Annotated in this window: 22 protein-coding genes; all 22 read left to right on the top strand. The window is 45.1% G+C overall.

Annotated elements, in window-relative coordinates; genetic code table 11:
- The 22 genes from IGJ44_RS15245 (at position 1) to IGJ44_RS15140 (ending at position 24,944) form a co-directional block, all read left to right on the top strand.
- Positions 1 to 756, top strand: a complete 756-nt coding sequence (locus IGJ44_RS15245; RefSeq protein ID WP_430605918.1) for a 16S rRNA (uracil(1498)-N(3))-methyltransferase — start codon at positions 1 to 3, stop codon at positions 754 to 756.
- Positions 757 to 760: 4 nt separating this feature from the next.
- Positions 761 to 1,426: a hypothetical protein gene (locus IGJ44_RS15240; RefSeq protein WP_005227769.1), complete on the top strand. Its 666-nt coding sequence runs from the start codon at positions 761 to 763 to the stop codon at positions 1,424 to 1,426.
- Between the two features lie 187 nt (positions 1,427 to 1,613).
- Positions 1,614 to 3,824, top strand: coding sequence for a RelA/SpoT family protein (locus IGJ44_RS15235; RefSeq protein WP_005227770.1), 2,211 nt, complete (start codon positions 1,614 to 1,616; stop codon positions 3,822 to 3,824).
- A gap of 6 nt (positions 3,825 to 3,830) precedes the next feature.
- Positions 3,831 to 4,277 carry a D-aminoacyl-tRNA deacylase gene (gene dtd, locus IGJ44_RS15230; protein WP_005227772.1) on the top strand — a complete coding sequence of 149 codons (447 nt, stop codon included), beginning with the start codon at positions 3,831 to 3,833 and terminating at the stop codon, positions 4,275 to 4,277.
- Between the two features lie 312 nt (positions 4,278 to 4,589).
- A complete protein-coding gene (locus IGJ44_RS15225; protein WP_081343880.1) occupies positions 4,590 to 6,131 on the top strand; it encodes an FtsX-like permease family protein in 1,542 nt (513 codons plus the stop codon).
- Positions 6,132 to 6,143: 12 nt separating this feature from the next.
- Positions 6,144 to 6,818: an ABC transporter ATP-binding protein gene (locus IGJ44_RS15220; RefSeq protein ID WP_005227776.1), complete on the top strand. Its 675-nt coding sequence runs from the start codon at positions 6,144 to 6,146 to the stop codon at positions 6,816 to 6,818.
- Positions 6,811 to 8,361: a PASTA domain-containing protein gene (locus tag IGJ44_RS15215; RefSeq protein ID WP_074536175.1), complete on the top strand. Its 1,551-nt coding sequence runs from the start codon at positions 6,811 to 6,813 to the stop codon at positions 8,359 to 8,361. Before IGJ44_RS15220 ends, IGJ44_RS15215 begins: the two co-directional genes overlap by 8 nt.
- A gap of 189 nt (positions 8,362 to 8,550) precedes the next feature.
- Complete coding sequence (locus IGJ44_RS15210) at positions 8,551 to 10,290, top strand: ABC transporter ATP-binding protein (RefSeq protein WP_074536174.1); 1,740 nt, start codon at positions 8,551 to 8,553, stop codon at positions 10,288 to 10,290.
- Entirely contained in the window at positions 10,229 to 12,151 is a 1,923-nt protein-coding gene (locus IGJ44_RS15205) for an ABC transporter ATP-binding protein (RefSeq protein WP_005227782.1), read from the top strand. The genes IGJ44_RS15210 and IGJ44_RS15205 overlap by 62 nt, the downstream gene beginning before the upstream one ends.
- A 201-nt stretch (positions 12,152 to 12,352) precedes the next feature.
- On the top strand, positions 12,353 to 12,847 hold the full coding sequence (locus IGJ44_RS15200; RefSeq protein ID WP_015510466.1) for a methylated-DNA--[protein]-cysteine S-methyltransferase: 495 nt from the start codon (positions 12,353 to 12,355) through the stop codon (positions 12,845 to 12,847).
- Positions 12,848 to 12,950: 103 nt separating this feature from the next.
- Positions 12,951 to 14,456 (top strand): phosphomannomutase/phosphoglucomutase, encoded by a 1,506-nt coding sequence (locus tag IGJ44_RS15195; protein ID WP_167827320.1) that lies wholly within the window; start codon positions 12,951 to 12,953, stop codon positions 14,454 to 14,456.
- Positions 14,457 to 14,475: 19 nt separating this feature from the next.
- The gene (locus IGJ44_RS15190; protein WP_005227790.1) at positions 14,476 to 14,679 is read left to right on the top strand and encodes a hypothetical protein; all 204 of its coding nucleotides are present in this window, start codon (positions 14,476 to 14,478) and stop codon (positions 14,677 to 14,679) included.
- Positions 14,680 to 14,838: 159 nt separating this feature from the next.
- Entirely contained in the window at positions 14,839 to 15,513 is a 675-nt protein-coding gene (gene sapR, locus IGJ44_RS15185) for a two-component system response regulator SapR (protein WP_005227794.1), read from the top strand.
- Entirely contained in the window at positions 15,510 to 16,547 is a 1,038-nt protein-coding gene (sapS, locus tag IGJ44_RS15180; RefSeq protein ID WP_010749047.1) for a two-component system sensor histidine kinase SapS, read from the top strand. Before sapR ends, sapS begins: the two co-directional genes overlap by 4 nt.
- Before the next feature lie 114 nt (positions 16,548 to 16,661).
- Complete coding sequence (locus tag IGJ44_RS15175) at positions 16,662 to 17,528, top strand: GRP family sugar transporter (RefSeq protein ID WP_077452324.1); 867 nt, start codon at positions 16,662 to 16,664, stop codon at positions 17,526 to 17,528.
- Positions 17,529 to 17,551: 23 nt separating this feature from the next.
- Complete coding sequence (locus IGJ44_RS15170) at positions 17,552 to 18,937, top strand: APC family permease (RefSeq protein WP_081116932.1); 1,386 nt, start codon at positions 17,552 to 17,554, stop codon at positions 18,935 to 18,937.
- Between the two features lie 273 nt (positions 18,938 to 19,210).
- Entirely contained in the window at positions 19,211 to 20,665 is a 1,455-nt protein-coding gene (locus tag IGJ44_RS15165; RefSeq protein WP_167827327.1) for an ABC transporter permease, read from the top strand.
- A gap of 12 nt (positions 20,666 to 20,677) precedes the next feature.
- Positions 20,678 to 21,352 (top strand): ABC transporter ATP-binding protein, encoded by a 675-nt coding sequence (locus IGJ44_RS15160; protein ID WP_016609985.1) that lies wholly within the window; start codon positions 20,678 to 20,680, stop codon positions 21,350 to 21,352.
- On the top strand, positions 21,345 to 22,658 hold the full coding sequence (locus IGJ44_RS15155) for a PASTA domain-containing protein (protein WP_430605915.1): 1,314 nt from the start codon (positions 21,345 to 21,347) through the stop codon (positions 22,656 to 22,658). Before IGJ44_RS15160 ends, IGJ44_RS15155 begins: the two co-directional genes overlap by 8 nt.
- A 41-nt stretch (positions 22,659 to 22,699) precedes the next feature.
- Entirely contained in the window at positions 22,700 to 22,858 is a 159-nt protein-coding gene (locus IGJ44_RS15150; RefSeq protein WP_005233508.1) for a hypothetical protein, read from the top strand.
- A 74-nt stretch (positions 22,859 to 22,932) separates the two neighbouring features.
- On the top strand, positions 22,933 to 23,619 hold the full coding sequence (locus tag IGJ44_RS15145; RefSeq protein WP_074934044.1) for a response regulator transcription factor: 687 nt from the start codon (positions 22,933 to 22,935) through the stop codon (positions 23,617 to 23,619).
- Positions 23,613 to 24,944: a sensor histidine kinase gene (locus IGJ44_RS15140; RefSeq protein ID WP_167827319.1), complete on the top strand. Its 1,332-nt coding sequence runs from the start codon at positions 23,613 to 23,615 to the stop codon at positions 24,942 to 24,944. Before IGJ44_RS15145 ends, IGJ44_RS15140 begins: the two co-directional genes overlap by 7 nt.
- Positions 24,945 to 25,086 lie beyond the last annotated feature (142 nt).

Below are 25,086 nucleotides of genomic sequence, written 5' to 3'. Positions count from 1 at the left end.
ATGCAGCGATATTTTTTACAGGATCCTTATGAAGCAAAAGCGGTGTTTGCCGTTTCGGGAGAACCCTTCCACCATATGATCCGAGTGATGCGCATGACTCCCGGGGCAAAAGTCGGTTTAGTCTTTGAGGATCATTTGGCGATCATTGCCAAGATCAAAGAAGCCGATGAAGAAACGGTGTACTTAGAGGAAGTCGAAAAAGAACAGCAGGACAAGGAATTGCCGCTGCAGGTCACGATCGCTAGCGGCTACCCGAAAGGCGACAAGCTGGACTTGATCGTTCAAAAAGGAACGGAACTGGGGGCGGCAGCCTTTATCGGTTTTCCTGCGCAAACTTCGGTCGTGAAATGGGATCAAAAGAAATTACAGAAAAAGCAGCAGCGGCTGCAAAAAATCGCCCAAGAAGCGGCGGAGCAATCCCAACGGCAGATCGCACCAGCCATCACGCTGCTGGATAACGCCAAAGCATTTTGGCAAAGCCTCAGTCAGTATGATGCGGTCCTAGTGGCTTATGAAGAATCAGCCAAACAAGGAGAAGCAGCGATGCTGCTGCAAGTGATCACCGCATTGCCTGTTGGCAGCAAAGTTTTAGCGATCTTTGGTCCAGAAGGCGGTCTGACCCCCTCCGAAATCGAAGAAGCCCAGCAAAACAACGCCAAATTATGCGGGTTAGGCCCTCGAATTTTACGAACAGAAACAGCACCGTTTTATTTTTTAAGTGCTGTCAGTGTGCTAACGGAATTAAAGAGGATGTGAGTTGATGAATAAGAACCAAGAAGCAATCAGTGTCCGTTTGTTGACGGCCGATCTGACCGACTGGGTCTTGAAGGATTTTATCAATCAATATAAGACGACCTTAAAGGAAGTCGTCGTTTTGCCTAGTGCCATTCGGCGAGCGAAAATCTTGGCACAAGGCTCTTCCCTACAAATCGGCGCAGTGATCGATTACCCCCTTGCCCAAGGAACACTGGCAAAGGTGGCGTTTGAAATTGGTCGGGCGTTTATGGAAGGCGCCGATTTTTTGGAAGTCTGGCTGCCAGCTTCTTCCTTCATGGAAAATGATCGTGGCTTTGCGGAGCTGACTGAAACGATCCGCTCCTTGACCTTGACAGGAGGAGAGATCCGCTTAGCTGTGCAAACCGAGATCATGAATGAATTGACGAAGATCCAAGTAGCACAACGCTTGAAAGAAGAAGCTTGGCCAAAGATTGTGTTAGGGCAAAAACAACCACTAGCAGAAGCATTGCATGACGTGAGCTTGTTTTCCTTAGATGGCGGCAGTCAACTGTCGATCCAGATCAATCCTGACACAGTAGATGAACAAGCGCTGCAATCACTACAGGCTGCTGGCGCTGAGAAAATCGGGCTCTCGTATCATGTTTTTGAAGAATTGCTTAAGGACCAGCCGTCGCCCGATGTGCTTTGAACAACAGCGATTGAAAAATAGCTGAAAAATTTGTATAATAATACTACTAAATAAGAACTGCAGGTTAGACAGGAGTCCCATGCTTAGAACGTTTGTCCGCAAGGCTTTGGGTGCGTGACGAAACGTTAACAGCGACTTCTGTCTGCCTTTTTGATAGCACAAAAAAGAAAAGCAGGAGGCGGAATGAATGGCAAAAGAAGTTATATTGACCGGGCCCAATGTCATCAAATTGGTCGCTCATTATATGAGTGAAGAGCATGTTGCCTTTGTCCAAAAAGCATTAGATTACGCGACAGAAGCCCATAAAGAACAATTCCGTAAATCCGGCGAGCCTTACATTATTCATCCAATCCAAGTTGCGGGGATCTTGGCAGAATTGCAGATGGATCCTCATACCGTTGCAACTGGTTTTTTGCATGATGTCGTCGAAGATACCGATGTGACGTTAGCCGATCTGAAAGAAGAATTCGGTGCAGATGTAGCGATGCTAGTGGATGGCGTGACCAAGCTGGGTAAGATCAAGTACAAATCTCATGAAGAACAATTAGCAGAAAATCATCGAAAAATGTTGATCGCCATGGCGCAAGATTTACGGGTCATCATGGTCAAACTGGCTGACCGTTTACATAATATGCGCACGTTGAAACATCTGCGGGAAGACAAACAGCGCCGCATCGCCCAAGAAACGATGGAAATCTATGCCCCATTGGCTCATCGTTTAGGGATCAGCCGCATCAAATGGGAATTAGAAGATATTTCTTTGCGTTATTTGAATCCACAGCAATATTACCGAATCGTGCATTTGATGCAGACAAAGCGAGAAGAACGGGAATCCTACGTTTCTGAAACCGTAGAAGAGATTCGGATCGCCACCGAGGAACTAGATATCTATGCTGAGATCTATGGCCGACCAAAGCATATTTACTCGATCTATCGCAAGATGAAAGACCAAAAGAAACAGTTCAATGAAATCTATGATTTGTTGGCGATCCGAGTGATCGTTGACTCCATCAAAGATTGTTATGCGGTTTTGGGAACGATCCATACAAAATGGAAACCAATGCCTGGACGGTTCAAGGATTATATCGCGATGCCAAAAGCCAACATGTACCAATCGCTGCATACGACGGTCATTGGTCCCAAAGGCAATCCTGTCGAGATCCAAATTCGGACCCATGAAATGCATGAGATCGCTGAATTTGGGGTTGCTGCGCACTGGGCCTATAAAGAAGGCAAGACCGAAAAAGTCAGAGCCGACAAGATGACCCAACAAGTTGGCTGGTTCCGAGAAATCTTGGAACTACAAGATGAAAGCTATGATGCTTCTGAATTTATGGAAGGTGTCAAAGGCGATATTTTCAGCGACAAAGTCTATGTATTTACGCCAAAAGGTGATGTGACGGAGTTGCCTCAAGGCTCCAGTCCCCTGGATTTTGCCTATAGCATCCATACCGACATCGGTAACAAAACCACCGGCGCCAAGGTCAACGGCAAGATGGTCCAATTGGACTACAAGCTAAAAAATGGGGACATTATCGAGATCTTGACCTCACCAAATTCCTTTGGTCCAAGCCGCGACTGGGTCAAACTAGTGGCTACCAGCAAAGCGAAGAACAAAATCAAACGATTTTTTAAAGCCCAAGATCGTGATGAAAACATCATCAAAGGGCATGAGGCAGTGGTTCGTACCTTACAAGATATGGGCTTTGTGCCAAAAGAATTTTTGACGAAAAGCAAAATGGCGGAAGCTTGCGAACGGTTCAACTACCAAACAGAAGATGATCTATTTGCCTCTGTCGGCTATGGGGAAGTTAGTCCCACGACTTTAGCCAACCGTTTGACCGAAGAAGAACGGCGCGAGAAACAAATCGAGAAGCAAAAGCAGCAAGTCCAAGAGATGATCAATCAACCGACGAAAAAAGAACCAGAAAAAATGAAGGTTCGTCACGAAGGCGGCATTGTCATTGAAGGGGTCGATAACTTGTTGATCCGTATCTCCCGCTGCTGCAATCCGGTCCCTGGAGATTCGATCGTCGGCTACATTACCAAAGGTCGAGGAATCTCGATCCACCGTAGCGATTGTCCCAATGTTCAAAACAAAGACGCCGCGAACCGTTTGATCGATGTTGAGTGGGAAGATGCCACCGACATCAACAAAGAATACGATGCCGATCTTGAGATCTACGGCTATGATCGTTCTGGGTTGCTCAATGATGTCTTACAGACAGTCAACACTGTCACGAAGCGCTTAGTGAGTGTCGAAGCCAAAACCAACAAAGACAAAATGGCAACGATCCGCATCACGGTGGCGATTCAGAATTTGACTCATTTGAAATCGATCGTTGATAAGATCAAACAGATTCCAGATGTTTACAGCGTCAGACGTACGAAGGGATGAGAAAGAATGCGGGCAGTGATCCAGCGAGTCAGTCAAGCAAGTGTGTCGATTGAGGAGAATATCGTCGGTGCGATCCAACAAGGGTTTATGGTTTTATTGGGGATCACCCATGAGGATACAGGCGACGATGTGGCTTATCTCGTAAGAAAAATCAAAAATCTGCGGGTTTTTGAAGACGAAGAAGGTAAAATGAATCGGTCACTGGAAAGTATAAATGGCGCCGTCTTGAGTATTTCACAGTTCACCCTCTATGGGGAGACCAAGAAAGGCAATCGCCCCAGCTTCATTCAAGCGGCACCGCCAAGTATTGCGATCCCGCTTTACGAAGCTTTTAATGAAGGCTTAAAAGCCGAAGGGATCACTGTTGCTACTGGAAAATTTGGTGCAGATATGCAAGTCGCCTTGGTCAATGATGGCCCGGTGACGATTGTGATCGATACGAAAGAAAAATAAGTGATACAAAACGAAGGATTTTCTCGCTGGGAAAGAGTGAGAGAATTCCTTCGTTTTTTTATACTCTCGAAAGCGCCAAGCATTTTTGATGGAATTTAAGTAAAATTTAAGTTGAAATCGGGAAATCTTACAAAACTGTTAGCAAAAATCCCATTCTTTTATTTGTTATTTAACATCTTTTTCTTGTTCTTTTATAAGGGTTTTTAAATGGAAATATCGTTTGTATTCGTTTTTTAATATTTCGAATTCGAAAAACGACCCTTTATTGCGATTGTTCTTGAAGGAGAAGTATGGAATAATTGTTTAAAAATAATGTCACTGGAGGAAATAACAATGAACTTTTGGCAGCGTGCATTAAAAAGTATCACCAGAAGAAAAGGGAAATCATTTATTTTATTTTTAGTTCTATTTATTCTAGGCAATGTGATCGCTGGTGCTGTAGCAATTCAACAATCCACTGCCAACGTGGAGCGAGAGACGAAACGCAAAATGGGGAACGTAGCTACGGTGGAAATGGATTGGGAAGGTTTTGATAAAGACCATGCGGATGTTTCGGAGGAAGAACGGTCTCAAGAGGATTTTTATCCGAAACCACCAGCGCTGGATGTTTATAAGCAAATCGGTCAGTTAAGCTATGTCAAACAATATGACTATCAAATGATGGGCAGTTTAGAAACGAAAGAACTGAAAGCGTATGTACCAGAAGATGGTTCAATACAGATGGGCGGTCAATATTTCACATTGAAAGGCGGCAATTTGACACAGCCAATAGATATGCAAGAAGGGTTGATTCGTCTCGATGAAGGCGAAGGCCTAACGGAAAAAGATTTAAATGAACTGACGAATGCGGTATTGATCAGTAAAGAAGTTGCTGAACTGAATAACTTGAGCGTTGGTGATCAGTTGGTTTGGGATATCCGGACAGATATCATGATGGGCGGTGGAAGCGAGATCGTGGATGACGAAGAAAACGATGGCACAGAAGAAACTAGTGATGACAGCAACAGTGCCAGCTTTGATTATCCTGTGACGATCGCTGGAATTTTTTCGGTAGTTAAAAAAGATCAGAGCAATCAAAATGATTCATCGGATCAAAGTGGTAGTCAAAACTCCGATACGATATGGCAAGTGATGGATCAAATCAATACGTTTTATGCTAGTAATAATCTAGTCCTCGATTACACTAAGATTCAAGCAGAGAAGGTTTGGGGTGAAACAATCGATGAAGATGCAGATAACTTTTATCAACCGATCTTTGTCCTAAATTCAACGGATGACGTCGAAGCCTTTAAACAAGAAGCTGGTGCGTTATTGCCCCAATATTACCGCGTCGTTGCCAATACGGATCAATACGAGCAGATCGCCGGTGGTTTTACTCGTTTAGGAGTGATCGCAAATTACATCGTGATCATTGCATCGATCGCTACCATCTTTATCATTTCCTTAGTGGTCTTGCTTTTCTTACGAGATCGGAAACAAGAATTAGGCATCTATCTTTCCTTGGGGGAAAGTCGTGGGAAAGTCATTGGTCAGATCGTGATTGAAGTCTTGCTGGTTAGTTTAGCCGCACTGCTATTGTCCTTAGTGACCGGGAACTTATTAGGTGGTGCCGTTTCAAATACCTTGATGCAAAACGATTGGATGAGCAATCAAAATGAGATGGGCGGTGTTTATTATGGCAGTATGATAGCAGCTAATATTGATTACATGGATATCAAAAATGCTTATCAAGTATCCTTCTCAGCCGGCTACATCATCACGTATCTGCTGTTAGGTCTAGGAACTGTCTTACTCTCAGCGATTTTACCGCTATTGTATATTTTACGCTTGAATCCAAAGAAAATCATGATGTAGGAGGAACCAACGATGACTTTATTAGAAACGAAAGCAGTCGATTACTATTACCAAGACGGCGATCAGCGCCGCTATATACTGAAAGAGACCTCTGTTTCTTTTGAAAAAGGGACTTTCTATGCCATCTTAGGACAATCTGGTTCGGGAAAAACGACGTTTTTATCCTTGATCAGTGCGTTGGATAGTCCGAAAAGCGGTCAAGTACTTTATGAAGGCACCGATATCGAAAAAATCGGGCATGAGAATTATCGCCGCGACGACATCAGTATCATTTTCCAAAGCTATAATCTGATTCCCTATTTGAGTGCAGTCGAAAATGTCTTAGTGCCGATGGCGATCACGAAAAATCAGCTACCAGACAATCAACGAGAAGTGGCGTACAATTTGCTGGATTATATAGGCATCACTAAAGAAAAAGCCGATCGTCTCGTCAATCAATTATCTGGTGGGGAACAACAACGGGTAGCGATCGCCCGGGCGTTAGCCACCAATGTCGATATCATTTTAGCGGACGAACCAACCGGGAATTTGGATGAAGAAATGGAACAAGAAATCATCGATATCTTTAAAGAGCTGGCACACGTCCACAACAAATGTGTGATCGTCGTGACCCACGCCAACGAGATCGCTCAACAAGCGGATGAAGTCTTGTATTTACGTAAAGGTGTGTTGAGCAAACATGAGTGATTTTTTATCAAATTTTAGCCCGGACAACTATGATGGCAAAAAGAAACCCACGCCTGATCGCGAGAAAAAAACCAGCGAACCTGTCGTAGATCAAAACGCAAGTGGCGCGGAGCAAGCGGGCAAACCAGCAGAGCCGACTCCGGTTCACCAATCAGAAGAGTCGACCGCTAGTGAGCCACTGAGTCGTTCGGCAGCCCGTCAACAAACACAGACGACTGAAGCAAAAGCGGCGAGTTCTTCGACGGAGAAGGTAGCATCAAAGGAACCAGTCAGCCGGTTTGGGAAAGAAGAAACGGAATTTGATCCGACCTACAAAAAGCGTAAGCAGAAAAAAATCTTGCTGATTGCCCTACTGACCGCCTTGGCGGTTGCCGTGATTGGGATCGTCTACTATCAAATGACCCATGTGAAGGTGCCAGATTTCACTGCCCAAGATCTGTCAGAAGCGCGGACGTGGGGCATGGAAGAAGGCGTCGCTATCAAAGTGGAGCAAGAATATGATTTTGACAAAGACGTCAACCAAGTGATCGACCAAAGTGTTGACCCTGACAAAAAGATCAAGAAGGGTGCCACATTGACACTGACGGCGAGTCTCGGGCCTGATCCTGAAGAACGCTTAGAGCTGCCAGATTTTTCAGCGATGCAAGTGACCGAAGCAAAAGAATGGATCGCCAGCAATAAAGCCGAGAACCTCTCTTTGATCGAACAATTTGACGACAACGTAGCAGCAGAAGCCTTTATTAAACAAGAGGCGGTCAACAAAGAGCTTGATTTGGCGGAATACAAACGCAAAGACCGTTTGAGTGTCTATTATTCAAAAGGGAAAGAGGTCTTTGAAAAGAATATTGAAGTACCTGATTTTACGGGCAAAGCCAAGAGTGAAGCTTCTGAATGGGCGAAAAAGAATGACTTGAAATACAAAGAAGAAACCGTCTTTTCTGACAGTGTCGCCCTGGATCTGGTGGTTTCACAAGAACCAGTCAAAGGCAGCAAACTCGCGAAAAAAGATGAATTTGTGGTGAAGGTCTCAAAAGGCCAAGCATTGACCGTTCCAGATTTTTCACAATACACGATCGAAGAAGCCCAAGGACTAGAATCGAAAATCCCGCTGCAAGTCAGCACAGTCTATTCCGATCAAGTGGCGTATGGTAGTTTCTTGAGCCAGTCGGAAGAAGCAGGCAAAGAATACAGCGAAAGCGATACTTTGCCAACCGTCAAAGTCGTCTACTCATTAGGCCGACCATATTTAAAAGACATCCGTTTCCAAGCAACGGAAGGCGACTTGCCAAAACTATTCTTTGATGAATACAAATCAAAAGGCGCCAACGTCTATTACGAAATCTACTATGTCGATTCGGCGGAACCAAAAGGAACCGTTGTTGAAATGAGCCGCTACGGCGAGTTTATTCCCCTAGAAACGTGGATCACCATCGGGATCAGCCGCGGCAATCTGCAAGGCAGTACCCAAACACCGCCGGCAGATGATGGCGGTGACGATGTCGATGAACCGATCAGTACCGCTGGTTCAAACGCTACCGAATAATCCTTACTAAGTGCTTTTTCAAACCGCATCAAAAAAGCAAGCACCCTTCTTTTTGGAAGGGTGCTTTTTACTTACTAATTGTAAAAAAAACACAAGCGAGCCGCTTGAAATCGCTGGGTCGATAAAGTAAACTTGATGGTAACGATAAAAAATGGCTCCGCAGTGCCATCTATAGAAGGGACGAAACAAATGATAAAAAAATTACTCGCGAATGTTGGCAGCTATAAGAAGGACAGCTTGCTGACCCCTGTGTATGTAGCAGGAGAGGTTGCCTTAGATGTCATTATGCCCCTGATCATGGCCATGATGATCGACCAAGGGATCGAAAAAGGAGACGCCGGTGTGATTCTAAGAGATGGCGGCTTGCTTTTTTTATGTTCCTTGATCGCATTACTTTTAGGAACGCTTGGCGGACGAACGGCAGCGATCGCTTCGGCTGGTTTTGCCCGCAACCTGCGGCACAATCTGTTTCGCCGAATCCAAGATTTTTCCTTTTCAAACATTGACCGCTTTTCTTCCTCCAGTTTGATCACCCGCTTGACCACTGACGTGACCAACGTCCAAAATGCTTACCAAATGATTATTCGTATTCTGGTCCGTAGTCCGTTAGTTCTGATTTTTTCACTTGCAATGGTTAGCACCATCAGTCCAGAACTTATGACGATCTATCTGGTTGTTTTACCGATCTTAGCGATTGGTCTGGCTTTAGTTATACGTTTTGCCCACCCGCTGTTTTTAAAAGTATTCCGCATTTATGACCGCCTGAATAATGTGGTGCAAGAAAATTTACAAGGGGTTCGCGTCGTGAAATCGTATGTCCGGGAAGAACAGCAAGAAGAACTGTTTGGCGAAGTGTCCACCGATGTTTATCGGAATTTCACGCTTGCGCAACGAATCGTCTCTTTCAACATGCCATTGATGCAATTTTCTGTCTATACGTGTATGCTGCTCCTGTCATGGTTTGGTGCCCAGCTGATCGTGGAACAAAGTAGCCTGACCACTGGTGAGTTAGTCAGCATGTTCAACTACACGATGCAGATTTTGATGAGCTTGATGATGATGTCGATGGCTTTCGTGCAGATTTTGATCGCACGAACGTCTGCCGAACGGGTCGTAGAAGTATTAGATGAAGAAAGTGACTTGAAAAATCCCGCCGATCCAGTCAAAGAGATCAAAGACGGCTCCATCGTTTTTGAGAATGTCGGCTTTAGTTACGCCAATGACAAAAACAAGCTGGCGCTGACGGATGCAAATCTGCGTATCGAATCCGGGGAAGTCATTGGAGTCATTGGCGGGACCGGGAGCGGAAAATCCACCCTCGTCCAGCTGATCCCGCGCTTATATGATGTGATTGAAGGGCGTGTCATCGTCGGCGGTCATGATGTTCGCGACTATGATTTAGAAGCATTGCGGGACCAAGTAAGTATGGTCTTGCAAAACAATGTCCTTTTCAGCGGCACCATCAACGACAATTTACGTTGGGGCAATGAAGAGGCGTCGGATGAAAAGATCCAGCGCGTGGCAACGATCGCACAAGCCGATCCCTTCATTCAAGAATTTCCTGATAAATATGAAACGCAGATCTCACAAGGAGGAAACAATGTTTCTGGTGGACAAAAACAACGGTTGACGATTGCTCGTGCCTTGTTGAAGAAACCGAAAATCTTGATCCTCGATGATTCTACCAGTGCCGTCGATACCAAAACCGACCGCAGTATTCGTGAAGGCTTGAAACGAGAAATCCCTGGAACGACGACGATCATTATTTCCCAACGGATCAATTCGATCGAAGATGCAGATCGGATCATCGTAATGGATGATGGCAAAATCAACGGCATCGGTACCCATGAAGAATTATTGGCAAACAATGCCATCTATCAAGAAGTGTACCATTCGCAGCAGAAAGGATTTGGTGAAGGTGAAGAATAGACAAGCAGCAAATCCCAAGCGCACATTGAAACGCTTATTGCGGACGATGTTTGGCGACTACAAAGGACAACTCCTATTCGTCGTTGTTATGATCTTATTAAGTGCCTTTGCCAACGTTCGCGGTTCGTTGTTTTTACAAGTCGTGATCGACGATCATATCACACCGCTTTTAGGGCAAGCCAATCCTGATTTTGGCGGTTTGTTTCGGGCGATCGTTCAAATGGCGATCATCTACCTGATTGGGATCTTGGCCGCACTGATCTATAACTTTATGATGGTCAAGATCAGTGAGGGGACGCAGAAAAAAATCCGTGACCAAATGTTTACGCATATGCAGTCTCTACCCGTCGGTTACTTTGATGCCCGCTCAGATGGCGACATCATGAGTCACTTTACCAACGATACGGATACGTTGCGCCAAATGATCTCCCAAAGTATTCCCAACTTGATGATGGCGGCGGTAACCTTTTGTTCTGTCTTTATCGCTATGTTCTCCATCAGTGTCCCATTGACTTTGTTCGTGATGCTGTCGATTATTTTGATGCTGAATGTGATCCGCATCATTTCTCGCCGCAGCGGCCGCTTCTTTGGCGCACAGCAACGAGATTTAGGCGCTGTCAACGGGTATATCGAAGAAATGATGCACGGGCAAAAAGTCGTCAAGATCTTCAATCATGAAAAAATCGTCATGGAAGAATTTGATGCCTTAAATGACCAACTACAAGAAAGTGCCACTAAAGCCAATGTCAATGCCAATACCTTGATGCCGATCATGATGAACTTACTGAATGTCCAATATGTCTTGATCGCCATCATTGGGGGCCTGTTTGCCATCAATGGTGTTTCTGGCCTAACGGTCGGGATGATCGCTTCTTTCTTGCAGCTGAGCCGTTCATTAAATGGTCCTATCAGCCAGGTGTCACAACAAATCAATTTTGTGATCATGGCGTTAGCTGGTGCCGAGCGGATCTTCCATCTATTAGATGAAACGCCAGAAATCGATCATGGCTACGTCACACTGGTCAATGCCAAATGGTCGCAAGGTCAGCTAGTTGAAACCAAAGAACGAACAGGCACGTGGGCGTGGAAACATCCCCACGAGGATGGGACCATTACCTATACGGAAGTGACGGGAGACGTGCGATTTGAAGATGTTGATTTCGGCTATGTCGACAATCAACTGGTCTTACATGATATCAATCTGTATGCAGAGCCTGGGCAAAAAGTTGCTTTTGTTGGTGCCACAGGTGCTGGTAAGACAACGATCACCAATTTGATCAATCGGTTCTACAACATCCAAGACGGGAAGATTCGTTATGATGGCATCAATATTGAAAAAATCCATCTTGAATCCCTGCGCCGCTCCTTAGGGATCGTGTTGCAAGACACCCATTTGTTTACTGGAACGATTCGCGAGAATATTCGCTTCGGAAAACTGGATGCTAGTGATGAAGAAGTGCTGGCAGCTGCGAAATTAGCCAATGCCGACATGTTTATCAACCACTTGCCAGAAAAATACGACACCGTGATCACGGGCGATGGCGAAGGGCTTTCCCAAGGGCAACGTCAGCTGTTGGCAATTGCGCGGGCAGCGATCGCTGATCCGCCAGTGATGATCTTAGACGAAGCCACCTCAAGCATCGATACCCGTACAGAGCGGATCGTCCAATCAGGGATGGACCGTTTGATGTCTGGACGGACCGTGTTTGTGATTGCTCATCGATTGTCTACGATCCAAAACTCCGATGCCATCATGGTGATGGATCATGGCCGTATCATTGAGCGGGGGACTCATGAAACGCTATTGGCGGAAAAAGGCACCTATTATCAGCTCTATACTGGAAAAATCGAATTGGATTGATCCTGCCATGGCTACGGCTTGAAGCTGCAGCGACTGGCGATCTACCTATTTTTCCCTTGTTTGCAACGACCGATTGGCAGTAAGCCAGTCGGTTTTTTTGCGCAGCTCGAAAAAATGGTATACTGTCACTGAGACATCCGCACAACGGCGGCAGCACGTCAGCAGTTGTGCTGCGAAAAATGGATTCCATGAGGTGAAAACATGAAACTAGCATTGGCAAAGATCGTTTTAGATGATGAGTGGTATGAAGTGGTCCAATCGGAAAAAGGGTTAGTTTATTTTGGTCGGCAGCAGGATCATCATGAATTACTCAAGTTCTTTCCATTGGCTGAAATCAGTAGTACAGCTGACCTTGACCCAGTAATTGAAGCGCAGCTGCAAGCGTATTTTGCAGGGGAACCAGTGACATTTACTTTTGCGTTTGATTTTGTCGGGACACCGTTTCAACAAACCGTTTGGCAAGCACTGACCCAAATTCCTTATGGGCAAACCACTACGTATAGTGACTTGGCGCTGCGCATTCAACGTCCGACCGCTGTCCGAGCTGTCGCCAACGCAGTGGGGCGTAACCCAATGATGATCGTGGTTCCTTGTCATCGGGTGTTAGGAAAAAACGGCCGCTTGACGGGGTATCGGGGCGGGTTAGCAACCAAACGCCGACTACTGCAACTGGAAGGGATTCCGTTTAAAGAATAAGGAAAGTAAACTATTTATAGTAAAAAATACTAAAAAGCAATTTCATTTCCTTTTTTCTCTGGTATAATAAAATTGATTCCGGTTACAAGAAGGGGTGGAGGAAATGAACATCGTTGATTTGCAAAATGGTTCTGATATTCGAGGGATTGCGATCGCAACAGAAAAAGAACAGGTGACGCTGACGGAGCAAGCGGTTCGGCAAGTTGCTTCGGGCTTGCGCAACTGGTTGGAAACAAAGGGCAGCGGACCTTTTCGCGTGGCAGTCGGTCGTGACAGTCGCTTGAGTGGCGAAGCACTGCAAGAAGTGTTGATGGCACAGCTGCAGCAAGAAGGCGTGGCAGTGATCGATTGTGGCTTGGCAACGACACCAGCCATGTTTATGAGCACACAGTTTGCGGATTTCGACTGTGATGCTGGTGTGATGCTGACAGCGAGTCATTTGCCTTATTACTTTAATGGAATAAAAATTTTCAGCCGCCAAGGCGGTGCCGAAAAAATGGATATCCACTATATTTTGACCCACACTACCGTTCATGAGGCAGCGGAAAAAGGAAGCTATCAGCAAAAAGACCTGCTGACGCCTTATGCCCAAGATCTACTGCAAAAAATTCGCCAAGGGATGGGAACCAATGAGGAAAAACCCTTGGCTGGATTAAAGATCATTGTTGATGCAGGCAATGGTGCCGGCGGCTTTTTTGCTGAAAAAGTGTTGCTGCCGCTAGGGGCAGATACGAATGGCTCGCAATTTTTAGAACCGGATGGGCATTTTCCCAATCATATCCCTAATCCAGACAATAAAGAGGCGATGGCAAGTATTCGTGAAGCCGTCTTACGAGAACAAGCCGATCTAGGCATTATTTTCGATACCGATGTCGACCGCTCGGCTGTCGTGACCAAAAGCGGTGAGCCCTTGAACCGCAACAATATGATTGCTGTATTAAGCAAGATCATCTTAGCGGAACACCCTGGCACGCGTATCGTCACTAATTCACCAACCTCTAATCATTTAAAAACCTTTATCGAAGCACTGGGAGGGCAGCAAGTACGCTATATTTCTGGCTACCGCAATGTGATCAACAAAGCGATTGAATTGAATGAAGCAGGACTGGACACACAGTTAGCCATCGAAACCAGCGGGCATGCCGCGTTTAAAGAAAATTTATTTTTAGATGACGGGGCGTACGTGATCGCCAAGCTCTTGATGATGCTGCCACAATTGCAACAGCAAGGCACGACACTGGATGAGCTGATCGCGGCGTTGCAACAACCCGCCGAGACCCAAGAATTGCGCTTTGCGATCCAAAAAGCCGACTATCAAGACTATGGTCGCCAAGTGATCGCGGATTTAGCCGATCATTTGCTGCCAGGCTGGCAGATCGATCCAGAAAATGAGGAAGGCATTCGCATCAACTTGACAGCGCCCTATGGCCAAGGCTGGTTCTTGCTGCGAATGAGCTTGCACGAACCACTGCTGGTGCTGCAGATCGAAAATGATGAAGCGGGTCATCTACCGGCAGTCGTTCAAGCAATCGGTCGCTTCCTATCGCAGTATGAAGCCATCGATCAAAGTAAACTGACACAGTTTTTAGCACAGCAACCAAAAATTTGAAGAAAAGCAGGGAACTAAAATGGTGATCTTGATGCTGCTGATCATGGCAGTGACGTATGGTGTGAATTTTTTCTTGTTTCGTTATTTGAACAAACGACCAAAAATCGATGTCGTTGAACGGTTATCAATGCTATTAGGTGTCAACATGAGTGTGCTTTTTTTCGATGGGATTTTATTGTTTATCGGAAAACTACTAATTGAGACTGTTGAGATCATCGAGTAACCTAGTCGTCCGTTTTTTGTTTGCCTCTTCACTGATTCCTCAGGACAGTGAAGAGGTTTTTTAGGGTTTGCTAAAAACGGCGATTAATGTTCGCATTCGTTTTTGATATTTGATAAAGTAAAGAGGAGAAAATTACACAAAGTGAGGGAATTCACGGATATGGCAAAAATAATGGTAGTAGAAGATGAAGCGGTGATTCGCCAACTGATTATCGAAGAACTAGAAAAATGGCAGTTTGAGACCTTTGGCACGACGGATTTCCATCAAGTGTTGACTGACTTTGAAGAACAAGAGCCCCAACTGATTTTACTGGATATCAACTTGCCGGTTTTTGATGGCTACTATTGGTGTCAAAAAATCCGCGAAGCTTCCAAAGTACCAATCATTTTTATTTCTAGCCGCAACACCAATATGGATATGATCATGGCCATGAATATGGGAGCGGACGATTTTGTGACAAAACCTTTTGAGATCGACGTTCTGATTGCAAAAATCAATGCGCTGCTGCGCCGTTCCTACAACTATGTAGAAAGTAGCAGTGAAACGTTAGTGCATAACGGTTTGACCCTCAATATCGACAACAGCAGCATGTATATCAATGGCGAAAGCATCGATCTTAGCAAAAACGAATACCGCCTGCTGTATATTTTGATGAAAAATCACGGCAAGATTTTAAGTCGGGAAAAACTCTTGCGGGCCTTATGGGATGACGAGCGATTTGTAGACGACAATACCTTGACGGTCAATATCAATCGTTTGCGACGAAAAATCGAACAAGCGGGGATGAACGGCTACATTGAGACCAAGGTTGGTCAAGGGTATATCGTACCATGACAAAGTGGCGAGTTTTGCGCAGTTTTTTGAAAGATCGTTGGCTGCTGTTTATCGGTTGGCTAGTCTTTTTCGTGTTGACGGTCTTAGTTTTTTGGCTGACTCCTCATTCCCCGATGGATTGGGGCACAGTCGGCTATCTCTTTTTGATGCAAAGTGTCTTGATGGTGTTCTTTTTAGCAGTCAGCTACTTATCTAAGCGGCGTTTTTGGCAAAAAATCACCCCCAAGCCTGGAGACAGCTTGCTGCAAAACTACTTGCAAGGAGCACGCTCGGCGGAAGAAGAACGGATCGAATCCTACATCAATCAGTTGATCCGAGAGCACCAAGAATTGATGCAGCAAGTCGTCAGCAATCAAGAAGAACAAAAGGAATACATCGATTCGTGGGTCCATGAGATCAAAGTCCCTTTAGCTGCATCACGATTGCTTTTGCATTCGATCGAATTTGATATTCCCGATGAAAAATTCATCTTACTAGAAAATGAATTGAACCGCATGAACGAATACGTCGAGCAAGTCTTATACGTCGCCCGCTTAGACAGCTTTTCAAAAGATTATCTGGTCCAAGAAATTTCATTGAAAGCCGTCATCCAGCCAGTTTTACGCAGTCAGGCCAATTATTTTATCCAAAAGAACCTGCACTATGCCGTTGAAGGCGAGGATCAGCAAGTGTTGACCGATGAAAAATGGCTCGGCTTTATCTTTCGACAGCTGGTCAGCAATGCCGTGAAGTACACACCACAAAATGGGCAGCTGACGATTCGGATCGAAAAAGATGCCCAAGGGACCTATCTCCACTTGCAAGATAGTGGGATCGGCATTCCTAAAGAAGACATGCGGCGCATCTTTGATAAAGGCTTTACGGGCGAAAATGGGCGCCAAACGGACACCCACTCGACGGGATTGGGGCTCTTTTTAGCGAAAAGTTTAGCGAAGGAATTAGGCATCGAGCTAACGGCTTCGTCGACAGTTGGAAAAGGAACCACGATGACGCTGTTCTTTCCGTTGTTGAGTTATTATGAGGAAAAACGCTAATCTGTTTTTTTCGAGTATCTTTTTGTGTTTTTTGACAAAAATCACTTGTCCCTAGAACGTTTTCACTGATACACTAAAGCCTGTGTTTAAAATTGAATGGTAAGGATGAATGAAATGGAGATACTCGTTGCATTAGTACCAATGTTTGCGTGGGGCAGCATTGGTTTAGTAAGTGCCAAACTTGGCGGGGATGCGAACCAGCAAACGCTAGGAATGACGATTGGTGCCTTTTTCTTTTCGCTGGTCGTATTTTTTGTGACGATGCCAGTGATTGATGGAAAGGTGATTTTGATCGGTCTTTTGTCTGGTCTTTTTTGGTCCGTCGGTCAAAACGGTCAATTCCATGGCATGAAATATTTAGGTGTGTCTGTTGGACTGCCGCTTTCAACCGGCATGCAGCTGATTTTAAATACAGTCGCAGGTGCATTGTTTTTTGCAGAATGGACACAGACCCGCGATTATGCACTAGGTGTTAGCGCATTGATCTTGTTGGTGATCGGGGCGTATCTGACCGCTCGTCAAGATGGCGAAAGTCCGGTAGAAGCTGGCAGCAAGATGCTTGATTTTCCTAAAGGATTTCGGGCATTGATCTCATCAACGATCGGTTACGGCGCCTATACGATTTTGATTACTTGGGCAGGATTGGATCCGCTAGCGATCATTTTGCCGCAAAGTATCGGAATGCTGATCGGTGCCAGCCTATTTGCTTTACGAAAGACGAAGGTCGACCGTTTTGTAGGGAAAAATACTTTGTCAGGGTTGTTATGGGGCATCGGCAATGTCTGCATGCTGATCACGGTTCAGCAAGTCGGACTCGCGGTGGGCTTCTCATTGTCGCAGATGGGGATCATCATTTCAACGCTAGGCGGGATTTTTATTCTCGGCGAAAAGAAAACCAAGAAAGAACTGCGTTATGTGGTGATTGGTTGTCTGCTGGTGATTATCGGTGGTGTTTTGCTGGGGTATATGAAAGCAACATAAACTTATATTTTTGAGGAGGAGTTATGGATTTATTTCGAAAAAAAGTCATACAACGGGAAAGTGTGACGAATTTAAAAAAAGAGTTGAAGTTAAAAGATTTGATTATGTTGGGGATCGGCGCCATTATCGGCACAGGTATCTTTGTTGTTACAGGGACTGCTTCTGCTGAGTATGCCGGACCGGCATTGATTCTTTCCTTTGTTGTAGCTGGTATCGTTGTTGTGTTATCAGGGCTTTCTTTTGCGGAATTTGCTTCTCGGATCCCTGTTTTAGGGGGCGCCTATTCGTATCTGTATGTCGTTTTTGGTGAATTTACCGCGTGGCTGGCAGGCTGGTTTTTGATTTGCGAGTTCTTATTGGCCGTTTCTTCGGTGGCATCTGGCTGGTCAGGCTATGTGCAAGGCTTCTTGGCCAGTGCGGATATCCATTTACCAACCGCTTTGACGGGCGGTTATGATCCAAGCAAGGGGACCTACATTGATCTGATTGCTGGTTTAGTCATTATTTTTGTAACCTTATGGGTCAGCCAAGAAGCGAAAAAAGCGTTGCGTTTGAATAATGCCATGGTATGGGTGAAATTCGGCGTGATCCTCTTGTTTATCGTCTTTGGTGCCTTTTTCGTGGAACCAGACAACTGGCAGCCCTTTATGCCCTTTGGTTTTTCAGGCGTCTTTAATGGTGCAGCGTTAGTCTTCTTTGCTTTTCTTGGCTTTGATGCCGTCGCAATGGCGGCGGAAGAAGTTGAAGATGCAAAGAAAAATGTCCCTCGGGGGATCATTGGGTCCATTGCTATCGCAACAGTCCTTTATATCATTGTCACACTGATCATGACGGGAATCGTGCCGTTTGCTGAATTAGGAGTCAATGATCCGGTGGCTTTTGCGATGCGTTATGTCGGTCATGGAGTGGTCGGATCAATCATTTCCGTAGGGGCGATCTTGACCTTATTAACAGTGACGATCGCTATGATGTACTCTTTGGCGCGTCTGTTATATGCCATCAGTAAAGATGGGTTATTGCCAAAAGCCATGCAAGCCATAGATCCTAAGCATAAAACACCAAAGAAAGCGACCTACATCGCTGGTGTTTTTGCTTTCTTCTTTGCGGCAGCTTTCCCGTTGAATATCTTGGCAGAATTGACCAACATTGCGGCATTGTCTTATATGATCTTAATGTCCTTAGGGATCATCAAGCTGCGGAAGATGATGGGGCCACCTGCTAAAGGTGAATTTAAAGTACCCCTGGTACCGTTATTGCCTTTGTTGTCCGTTGCCAGCTGTCTCTTCTTGATGACCCGTCTGCAAACGGCGACCTGGATCGTTTTTGGGATCTCCTTAGTGATCGGAATCGCGATCTATTTTGTATATGGCTATCGTAACAGCGAATTAAATGAGAAAATTGACGAATAGGATTGTGAAAAGGCAAAGACCCAGGTGTGGTCTTTGTCTTTTTTTGTTAACTATAGCAAAGCCTCCCAAAGAAATCTTTTGGGAGGTATGTTCTTTTGTCATTCACATTCCGATGATTGCTTGAGTCGATCATTGAAACAACAGTCTTTTTTATCAAACGTTCCCTACGATTCTGCTTTTTTTGAAAAAATTTGCAAATGACAGATTCACTAAAGGTTCATCCAGTATGCTTTTGTTAGAGAAAAAAAGAGAGGATGTTGGCAAGTGAATTATATGAAACGAGCATGGCTGAGTGTGACGAGAAAGCGAGGGAAATCTGCGATATTGTTTGCTGTTATTCTGATATTAGGAAATGTGATCGCTGGCGCAATTGCGGTCAATCAATCGACTCAAAATGTCGAAAAGCAGATCAAAAACCAATTAGGCTCACTGGCAACGATTGAGATCGATTATGAAGCGTTGATGGCAAATAGTGATAGCGGCGCAAGAATGGAGGAGATTCAGCCGCTGTCAGAAGAGCTGATCAAGCAGATCGGTGAACGCTCCGAAGTCAAGCAGTACGATTATTTACGAGAAACAGTGATTGCTGTTGAAAACTTCAAACCCTATAGTTTCAGCCCACAAGAGGAAGATGAGAATGTCATGATCGTTGGGGGCATGCCTTCTGCGGTCTATTTAACAGGAACCAATCTCCTACAGCCGTTAGATTTTGAAGAGGATACGGTGAATTTAACGCAAGGTCGCTTCTTTAACGAAGAGGAGCAGCGTACGGGAAAACGTGTCGGCTTGATTTCTGAAGAGCTTGCTCAGGAAAACGGCTTGACCGTGGGAGACACTATGGTCTTAGATGGACAGTTTGTTGATTATTCGGCAGGGATGGACCCTGAGAAGCAAAAAGGCAATGATTACCCAATTGAAATCATCGGGATCTTTAAAAATACCAGCTTAGAAAAAGCGAACGATCAAGGACAAGATGGCATGGTCAGCTCGTTTGCATTTGATGATCGGCCTTTCAATCGTATCTATATGCCCAATGATGCTGTGAAAACGATTGTTGAAGAGGAACGTGCGGGACAGCAAGCGGCGTTTCCAGCGACAGATTTCGGTTCTGATGAGGAGTTCTTCACTCCACAATTCATTTTGAACCAACCAGAAGATGCAGAGCAATTCAAACAAGAGGTGACACCGCTCTTGCCAAATGGCTATAAGGTCAATGCCTCTACGGATGAGTATGACCGTGTGGGGACCAGCATGAATCGCTTATCACAGATTTCATCATATGTCGTAGTGATTGCGGTGATTGCTTCCTTGATTATTATCTCCTTGATCATTGTGCTGTTTACCCGCGATCGTAAATATGAGTTAGGTATCTACCTTTCGTTAGGAGAACGACGGAAATACGTGTTTGCACAGATCGTGCTCGAACTCCTGTTGATTGGTGTCAGTGCAATGTTGATCTCCTTGGTCACAGGGAATATGCTGGGCAAGATGGTTTCTGAATCTTTGTTAGCCAGCAGTATGCTAGAGGCAAATCAAGCAGGGGTGGAGCAATTCTTTGTGGGTGTACCGAAAATCGATCAAGCAACGATCAACGAAGCGTTTCGCGTTCAATACACCCTGTCTTATATCATTGCCTTTTTAGCGACCGGGATCTTGACGATCTTGCTTTCGGCAGTGGTGCCGCTGTTGTATATTTTACGTTTGAATCCGAAAAAAATCATGCTGTAAGGAGCGAAGAACATGGCAATTTTAGAAACCAAAGAGATGACGTATTACTACCAAGATGGTGAGAATCGTCGGAAGATTTTAGATAAAACCAATATCTCCTTTGAAAAAGGTAAATTTTACACGATTTTAGGGAAATCAGGCTCTGGAAAGACCACCTTTCTTTCCTTGATCAGTGCATTGGATCAACCAACCGATGGGGAAGTATTTTTTGAAGGAAAAAATATCAAAACGATCGGCTATGAAGAGTATCGCCGCAACAAGATCAGTTTGATTTTTCAAAGTTACAACTTGATCCCTTATTTGACGGCATTAGAAAATGTCCTTGTTTCGATGGCGATCTCAGACAACAAGCTCCCCGATCAACACGATCAAATTGCGTATCGCTTGCTGGATTATATCGGAATCACCTCCACGAAAGCCGATCGTTTCGTCAATCAGCTCTCCGGTGGGGAACAACAGCGGGTCGCCATCGCTCGTGCCTTGGCGACCAATGTTGATATCATTTTAGCTGATGAGCCGACGGGAAATTTGGATGAAGGCATGGAGCAAGAAATCGTGGATATTTTTAAAGATTTAGCTACTTTACACAACAAGTGCATCATCGTAGTGACCCATTCGACTGAAATTGCCAAGCAGTCGGATCAGACATTTTATTTGAAAAAAGGTGAGTTGACGGCCTATGAGTGATTTTTTATCGAAGTTTGAAGAAGAACCGAAAGAGCCCGACAAGGAATCAGCTACAGCTAAAGCACCTTCTTCCCGGGCTTCCCGCAAAGAAAAAGGTTCAGCTTCTTTAGAAGAGGGGATCGAATACGATCCCTCCTTCAAAAAGAAACGGCGGAAAAAACGACTGATGGGGCTGGGTGTGCTACTCGGACTACTTCTACTCAGCGGCTTTTTATTTTTCCAATTGGCGTACGTTCGACTGGATAACTTTGTGGACAAAGAGATCTCTGAAGTCAGGGAATGGGCGGCGGAACATGATCTTGCGATCGATGTGACGCCTGCCTATGATGAAGCCCCAGCCAATCAAGTGATCGCCCAAGAAGAAGCCGCCAGAAGTCGAGTCAGAAAAAGAAGCACCCTGCATCTAACGGTGAGCCAAGGCCCAGATCCAGAAGAGAAATTGGCATTGCCAGACTTTATGGAAATGACGAGGGACGAGGCAGCAGAGTGGATCGAAAAAAATCAAGCCAGCAATTTGACGATCGTCGATGAATACCACGATGAGATCGAGGAAAAAGCACCGATTCGAGTAGAATTTACTAATAAAGAAGTCTCGCAAGAAAACTATCATCGTCGAGATGTCGGACGAGTCTTTTATTCCAAAGGCGAAGAAACCTTTGAAAAAGATATTGAAGTACCAGACTTTCGTGATAAAACCCGTGCAGAGGTAGAAACATGGGGGAAAGCCCATGAGCTGGAGCTTGAAATCAAAGAACAGGCTTCGGATACTGTGGAAGAAGGCAAAGTCATTGAACAAAGCGTGGCACCAAAAGAAAAAATCGCGAAACGGGATGCGTTTCAAGTAACGATTTCTCTAGGGAAAGGGGTCACCGTACCAGACTTTTCAACGATTTTACCAGATGATGCCCAGGCCGCTGTTGAGGGGGTCACTGTGCGGATGCGGATGCAGTTTACTCAGAGTCTGCCTTACGGACAATTGATCTCGCAAAGTGAGACCGCCGGGACCGTTTTAACCAGCAAAGATGACCAAGGCATTGAAGTCGTCTATTCAGCAGGTCAACCGTATATCAAAGATTACCGTCGAAGCGAGCTCCTTGAAGGGGATCTGCAAAAACTCTTCTTTGATGAATTCCGTTCAAAAGGGGCGAACATCAGCTATCAAGTCCGTTATGTCAATTCAGCAGAACCCTACGGGACAATCGTGGGGATGAGCAAGTTCAATCAGTTTTTACCGTTAGAAGATACGATCACTTTCGATATCAGCTTAGGCAATCAGACAGCCCCAGCGGCTACTGATCCAGAATAGCCGAGCGGATTTATCGATGACCTGCAAAAAGGAGGAAACCCATGCGTCATCAAGAGAATTTTCAAGACCTTAGGAAAAAGCTGTTTGTCTTTTTGTTAAGCGGTATGGTAGCATTGTTGCTACACATGTGGATTCATCAATCCAGTGAACACGTGCGGATCGTTTCAACAGAACGGTTTATTGGAGAACAATTGGAATGATCCTACAGGAATGATTGTGCTGACCGAAAAGTGATTGAAAAAAGAAATGATGAGTGTAAAAGGGGGACTGACCGATGCGGATCTTATTCGTAGAAGATGAGCCATCGATCGCAGAAGCGGTTGCCAGCTTATTGAAAAAACAGCATTATTCCGTTGATTTGGCGTATGATGGCGAGACTGGGTTGGACTACGCAGCAAGTGGGGTGTATGACCTTCTCGTTTTGGATATCATGCTGCCAAAAATCGATGGGATCACATTACTAAAGACGTTACGCAAGCAAAATATTCGCACGCCGATCATTATGTTGACGGCCAAAAGCGAAGTTGATGACAAAGTGCTCGGCTTGGATGCAGGGGCAGATGATTACTTGACGAAACCCTTTCAAATGAAAGAGCTGCTGGCACGGATTCGTTCGCTAGGCAGAAGAAAAGACTTGGATTATCAAGAAGACCAGTTAGCATTTGGCAATGTGGTCTTGGCGCGTAATGAGCTGCAGTTGGCTACGACGACCAATCAAGTGGTGCTGTCACCCAAAGAAATGAAACTGATGGAGCTATTTTTATCCAGACCTAAAGTGATTTTATCAAAAGAAACCATCATCAATAAGATTTGGGGCTTTGATCCCGATGTGGAAGAAAACCGCGTTGAGATCTATGTGTCTTTGCTGCGGAAAAAACTGACGCTGCTTGAAGCGGATATCGGCATTCGCACGATCCGCAATGCGGGGTATATTTTGCAGAGCAAGGAGCCGCCATGTTAAAAAAATTACGGAATAAAATGCTGTGGTTCAATATGGCGTTGATTTCAATCATTGTCTTAGGTGCCTTTACCTTTATCTATATTTTGAATGCCACCCAAATTGAAAACGAGATCCAATCATTGATCTCGCAAGAAGCCAACACCTTAGCTGCGGTACCTATGGATGAGGAGGAAGTACGGCAATCACTGACAGAACCTGAGTATCCAATGATGTTGACCATCACGAATAGTACCAGTGAGTTCAGAGAAATCGCTCTAGTCGACGTGGATCAAATGGATGTCGTGATTCAAAGTATTGATGAGAGCGTCGATCAAAACGAGCTTTATGAAGCATTGGTCGATGCAGCGGCGAAACAAGGGGAGATCCCTAACGAAGTGAAGGTGAATGGCCGAAATTGGCGGTATGCGCTCTTTTTGGTGACTTCCTTTAGTCATTATTCGATCAATCATGATTCGACGGGGGAATATTCCACTAGTATCAATAATTACGAGCCATTTTATCAAGTGCTGTTCTTTGACGTCACCGACTACAAAACTAGTCTAAGCAACTTAAGAACCACGCTTTTGCTCATCGGGGTCTTAGCCTTAGTCAGTATTTATATCGCTAGCTTTTATGTCGCCAATCGAGCCTTACGACCAGTTGAGCTGGCTTGGCGCAAACAAAAAGAGTTTGTTTCTAACGCTTCCCATGAGTTGAAAACACCATTGGCGATCATTCAAGTCAATGCTGAGGTATTAGCTGGCAGTCCAGAAGAAACCTTGGAAAGCCAAATGAAATGGCTGGAAAACATCCAGTTAGGTTCCGAACGGATGGATGAGCTAGTGAATAGCTTATTGATGTTGACCAAATTCGAAAGTGCCGAGCAAGAAGTCGTGCGTTCGGTAATCGATGCCAGCCAAGTCGTGCAAAGTGTTTATCAAAGCATGGAGGCCATTGCGCTGGAAAAAGGGATCCACTATCAGGAACAGATCGCTAAACAGGTGCGCCTTGAAAGCAATGAGCAAGCCTTACGGCAATTGACCATGATTTTGGTAGACAATGCCTTGAAATATACACCTACTGGAGAAACCGTCACAGTGGCTCTCGTTGAACGCCAACGAAAAACGGTGCTGCAAGTGTCCAACCGTGGTTGCCCGATCCCAGAAGAAAAAATTCCCTATGTCTTTGATCGCTTCTACCGCGGGGATCCTTCTCGCAACCATCAAGACGGTGGCTATGGGTTAGGTTTAGCCATCGCCAAAGCCATCACAGAAATGCTGCAGGCACAAATCAGTTTGACGGTGGATCAAGACGGCGTCAATCACTTTGAAGTTTCATTTCATTGAAAAATGAGCTTTACTGTTAGGAAATAAAAGATATGTCGCTGTGCTCATCAAATCTTTTGCCGCATTTCGAGAAAGTCTCGCTTTCTCGAAATGCGGCTATTTATGCAGCAAAACGCATTTTTAGGAGAAGGGGACACCAAGG

Origin of the sequence: Enterococcus sp. DIV1368d (assembly GCF_050542975.1) — a bacterium.
Lineage (GTDB): Bacteria > Bacillota > Bacilli > Lactobacillales > Enterococcaceae > Enterococcus_D > Enterococcus_D casseliflavus.
Note: the sequence above shows the minus strand (reverse complement) of the source record. Positions and strands in the feature narration are given on the sequence as shown.

Coding starts and splice junctions, on each gene's coding strand:
- sapS (WP_010749047.1), top strand. CDS start 15,510: ATGACAAAGTGGCGAGTTTTGCGCAGTTTTTTGAAAGATCGTTGGCTG.
- IGJ44_RS15200 (WP_015510466.1), top strand. CDS start 12,353: ATGAAACTAGCATTGGCAAAGATCGTTTTAGATGATGAGTGGTATGAA.
- IGJ44_RS15160 (WP_016609985.1), top strand. CDS start 20,678: ATGGCAATTTTAGAAACCAAAGAGATGACGTATTACTACCAAGATGGT.
- IGJ44_RS15235 (WP_005227770.1), top strand. CDS start 1,614: ATGGCAAAAGAAGTTATATTGACCGGGCCCAATGTCATCAAATTGGTC.
- IGJ44_RS15190 (WP_005227790.1), top strand. CDS start 14,476: ATGGTGATCTTGATGCTGCTGATCATGGCAGTGACGTATGGTGTGAAT.
- IGJ44_RS15215 (WP_074536175.1), top strand. CDS start 6,811: ATGAGTGATTTTTTATCAAATTTTAGCCCGGACAACTATGATGGCAAA.
- IGJ44_RS15225 (WP_081343880.1), top strand. CDS start 4,590: ATGTCACTGGAGGAAATAACAATGAACTTTTGGCAGCGTGCATTAAAA.
- IGJ44_RS15210 (WP_074536174.1), top strand. CDS start 8,551: ATGATAAAAAAATTACTCGCGAATGTTGGCAGCTATAAGAAGGACAGC.
- dtd (WP_005227772.1), top strand. CDS start 3,831: ATGCGGGCAGTGATCCAGCGAGTCAGTCAAGCAAGTGTGTCGATTGAG.
- IGJ44_RS15195 (WP_167827320.1), top strand. CDS start 12,951: ATGAACATCGTTGATTTGCAAAATGGTTCTGATATTCGAGGGATTGCG.
- sapR (WP_005227794.1), top strand. CDS start 14,839: ATGGCAAAAATAATGGTAGTAGAAGATGAAGCGGTGATTCGCCAACTG.
- IGJ44_RS15240 (WP_005227769.1), top strand. CDS start 761: ATGAATAAGAACCAAGAAGCAATCAGTGTCCGTTTGTTGACGGCCGAT.
- IGJ44_RS15165 (WP_167827327.1), top strand. CDS start 19,211: ATGAAACGAGCATGGCTGAGTGTGACGAGAAAGCGAGGGAAATCTGCG.
- IGJ44_RS15175 (WP_077452324.1), top strand. CDS start 16,662: ATGGAGATACTCGTTGCATTAGTACCAATGTTTGCGTGGGGCAGCATT.
- IGJ44_RS15205 (WP_005227782.1), top strand. CDS start 10,229: ATGCCATCTATCAAGAAGTGTACCATTCGCAGCAGAAAGGATTTGGTG.
- IGJ44_RS15155 (WP_430605915.1), top strand. CDS start 21,345: ATGAGTGATTTTTTATCGAAGTTTGAAGAAGAACCGAAAGAGCCCGAC.
- IGJ44_RS15145 (WP_074934044.1), top strand. CDS start 22,933: ATGCGGATCTTATTCGTAGAAGATGAGCCATCGATCGCAGAAGCGGTT.
- IGJ44_RS15220 (WP_005227776.1), top strand. CDS start 6,144: ATGACTTTATTAGAAACGAAAGCAGTCGATTACTATTACCAAGACGGC.
- IGJ44_RS15150 (WP_005233508.1), top strand. CDS start 22,700: ATGCGTCATCAAGAGAATTTTCAAGACCTTAGGAAAAAGCTGTTTGTC.
- IGJ44_RS15140 (WP_167827319.1), top strand. CDS start 23,613: ATGTTAAAAAAATTACGGAATAAAATGCTGTGGTTCAATATGGCGTTG.
- IGJ44_RS15170 (WP_081116932.1), top strand. CDS start 17,552: ATGGATTTATTTCGAAAAAAAGTCATACAACGGGAAAGTGTGACGAAT.
- IGJ44_RS15245 (WP_430605918.1), top strand. CDS start 1: ATGCAGCGATATTTTTTACAGGATCCTTATGAAGCAAAAGCGGTGTTT.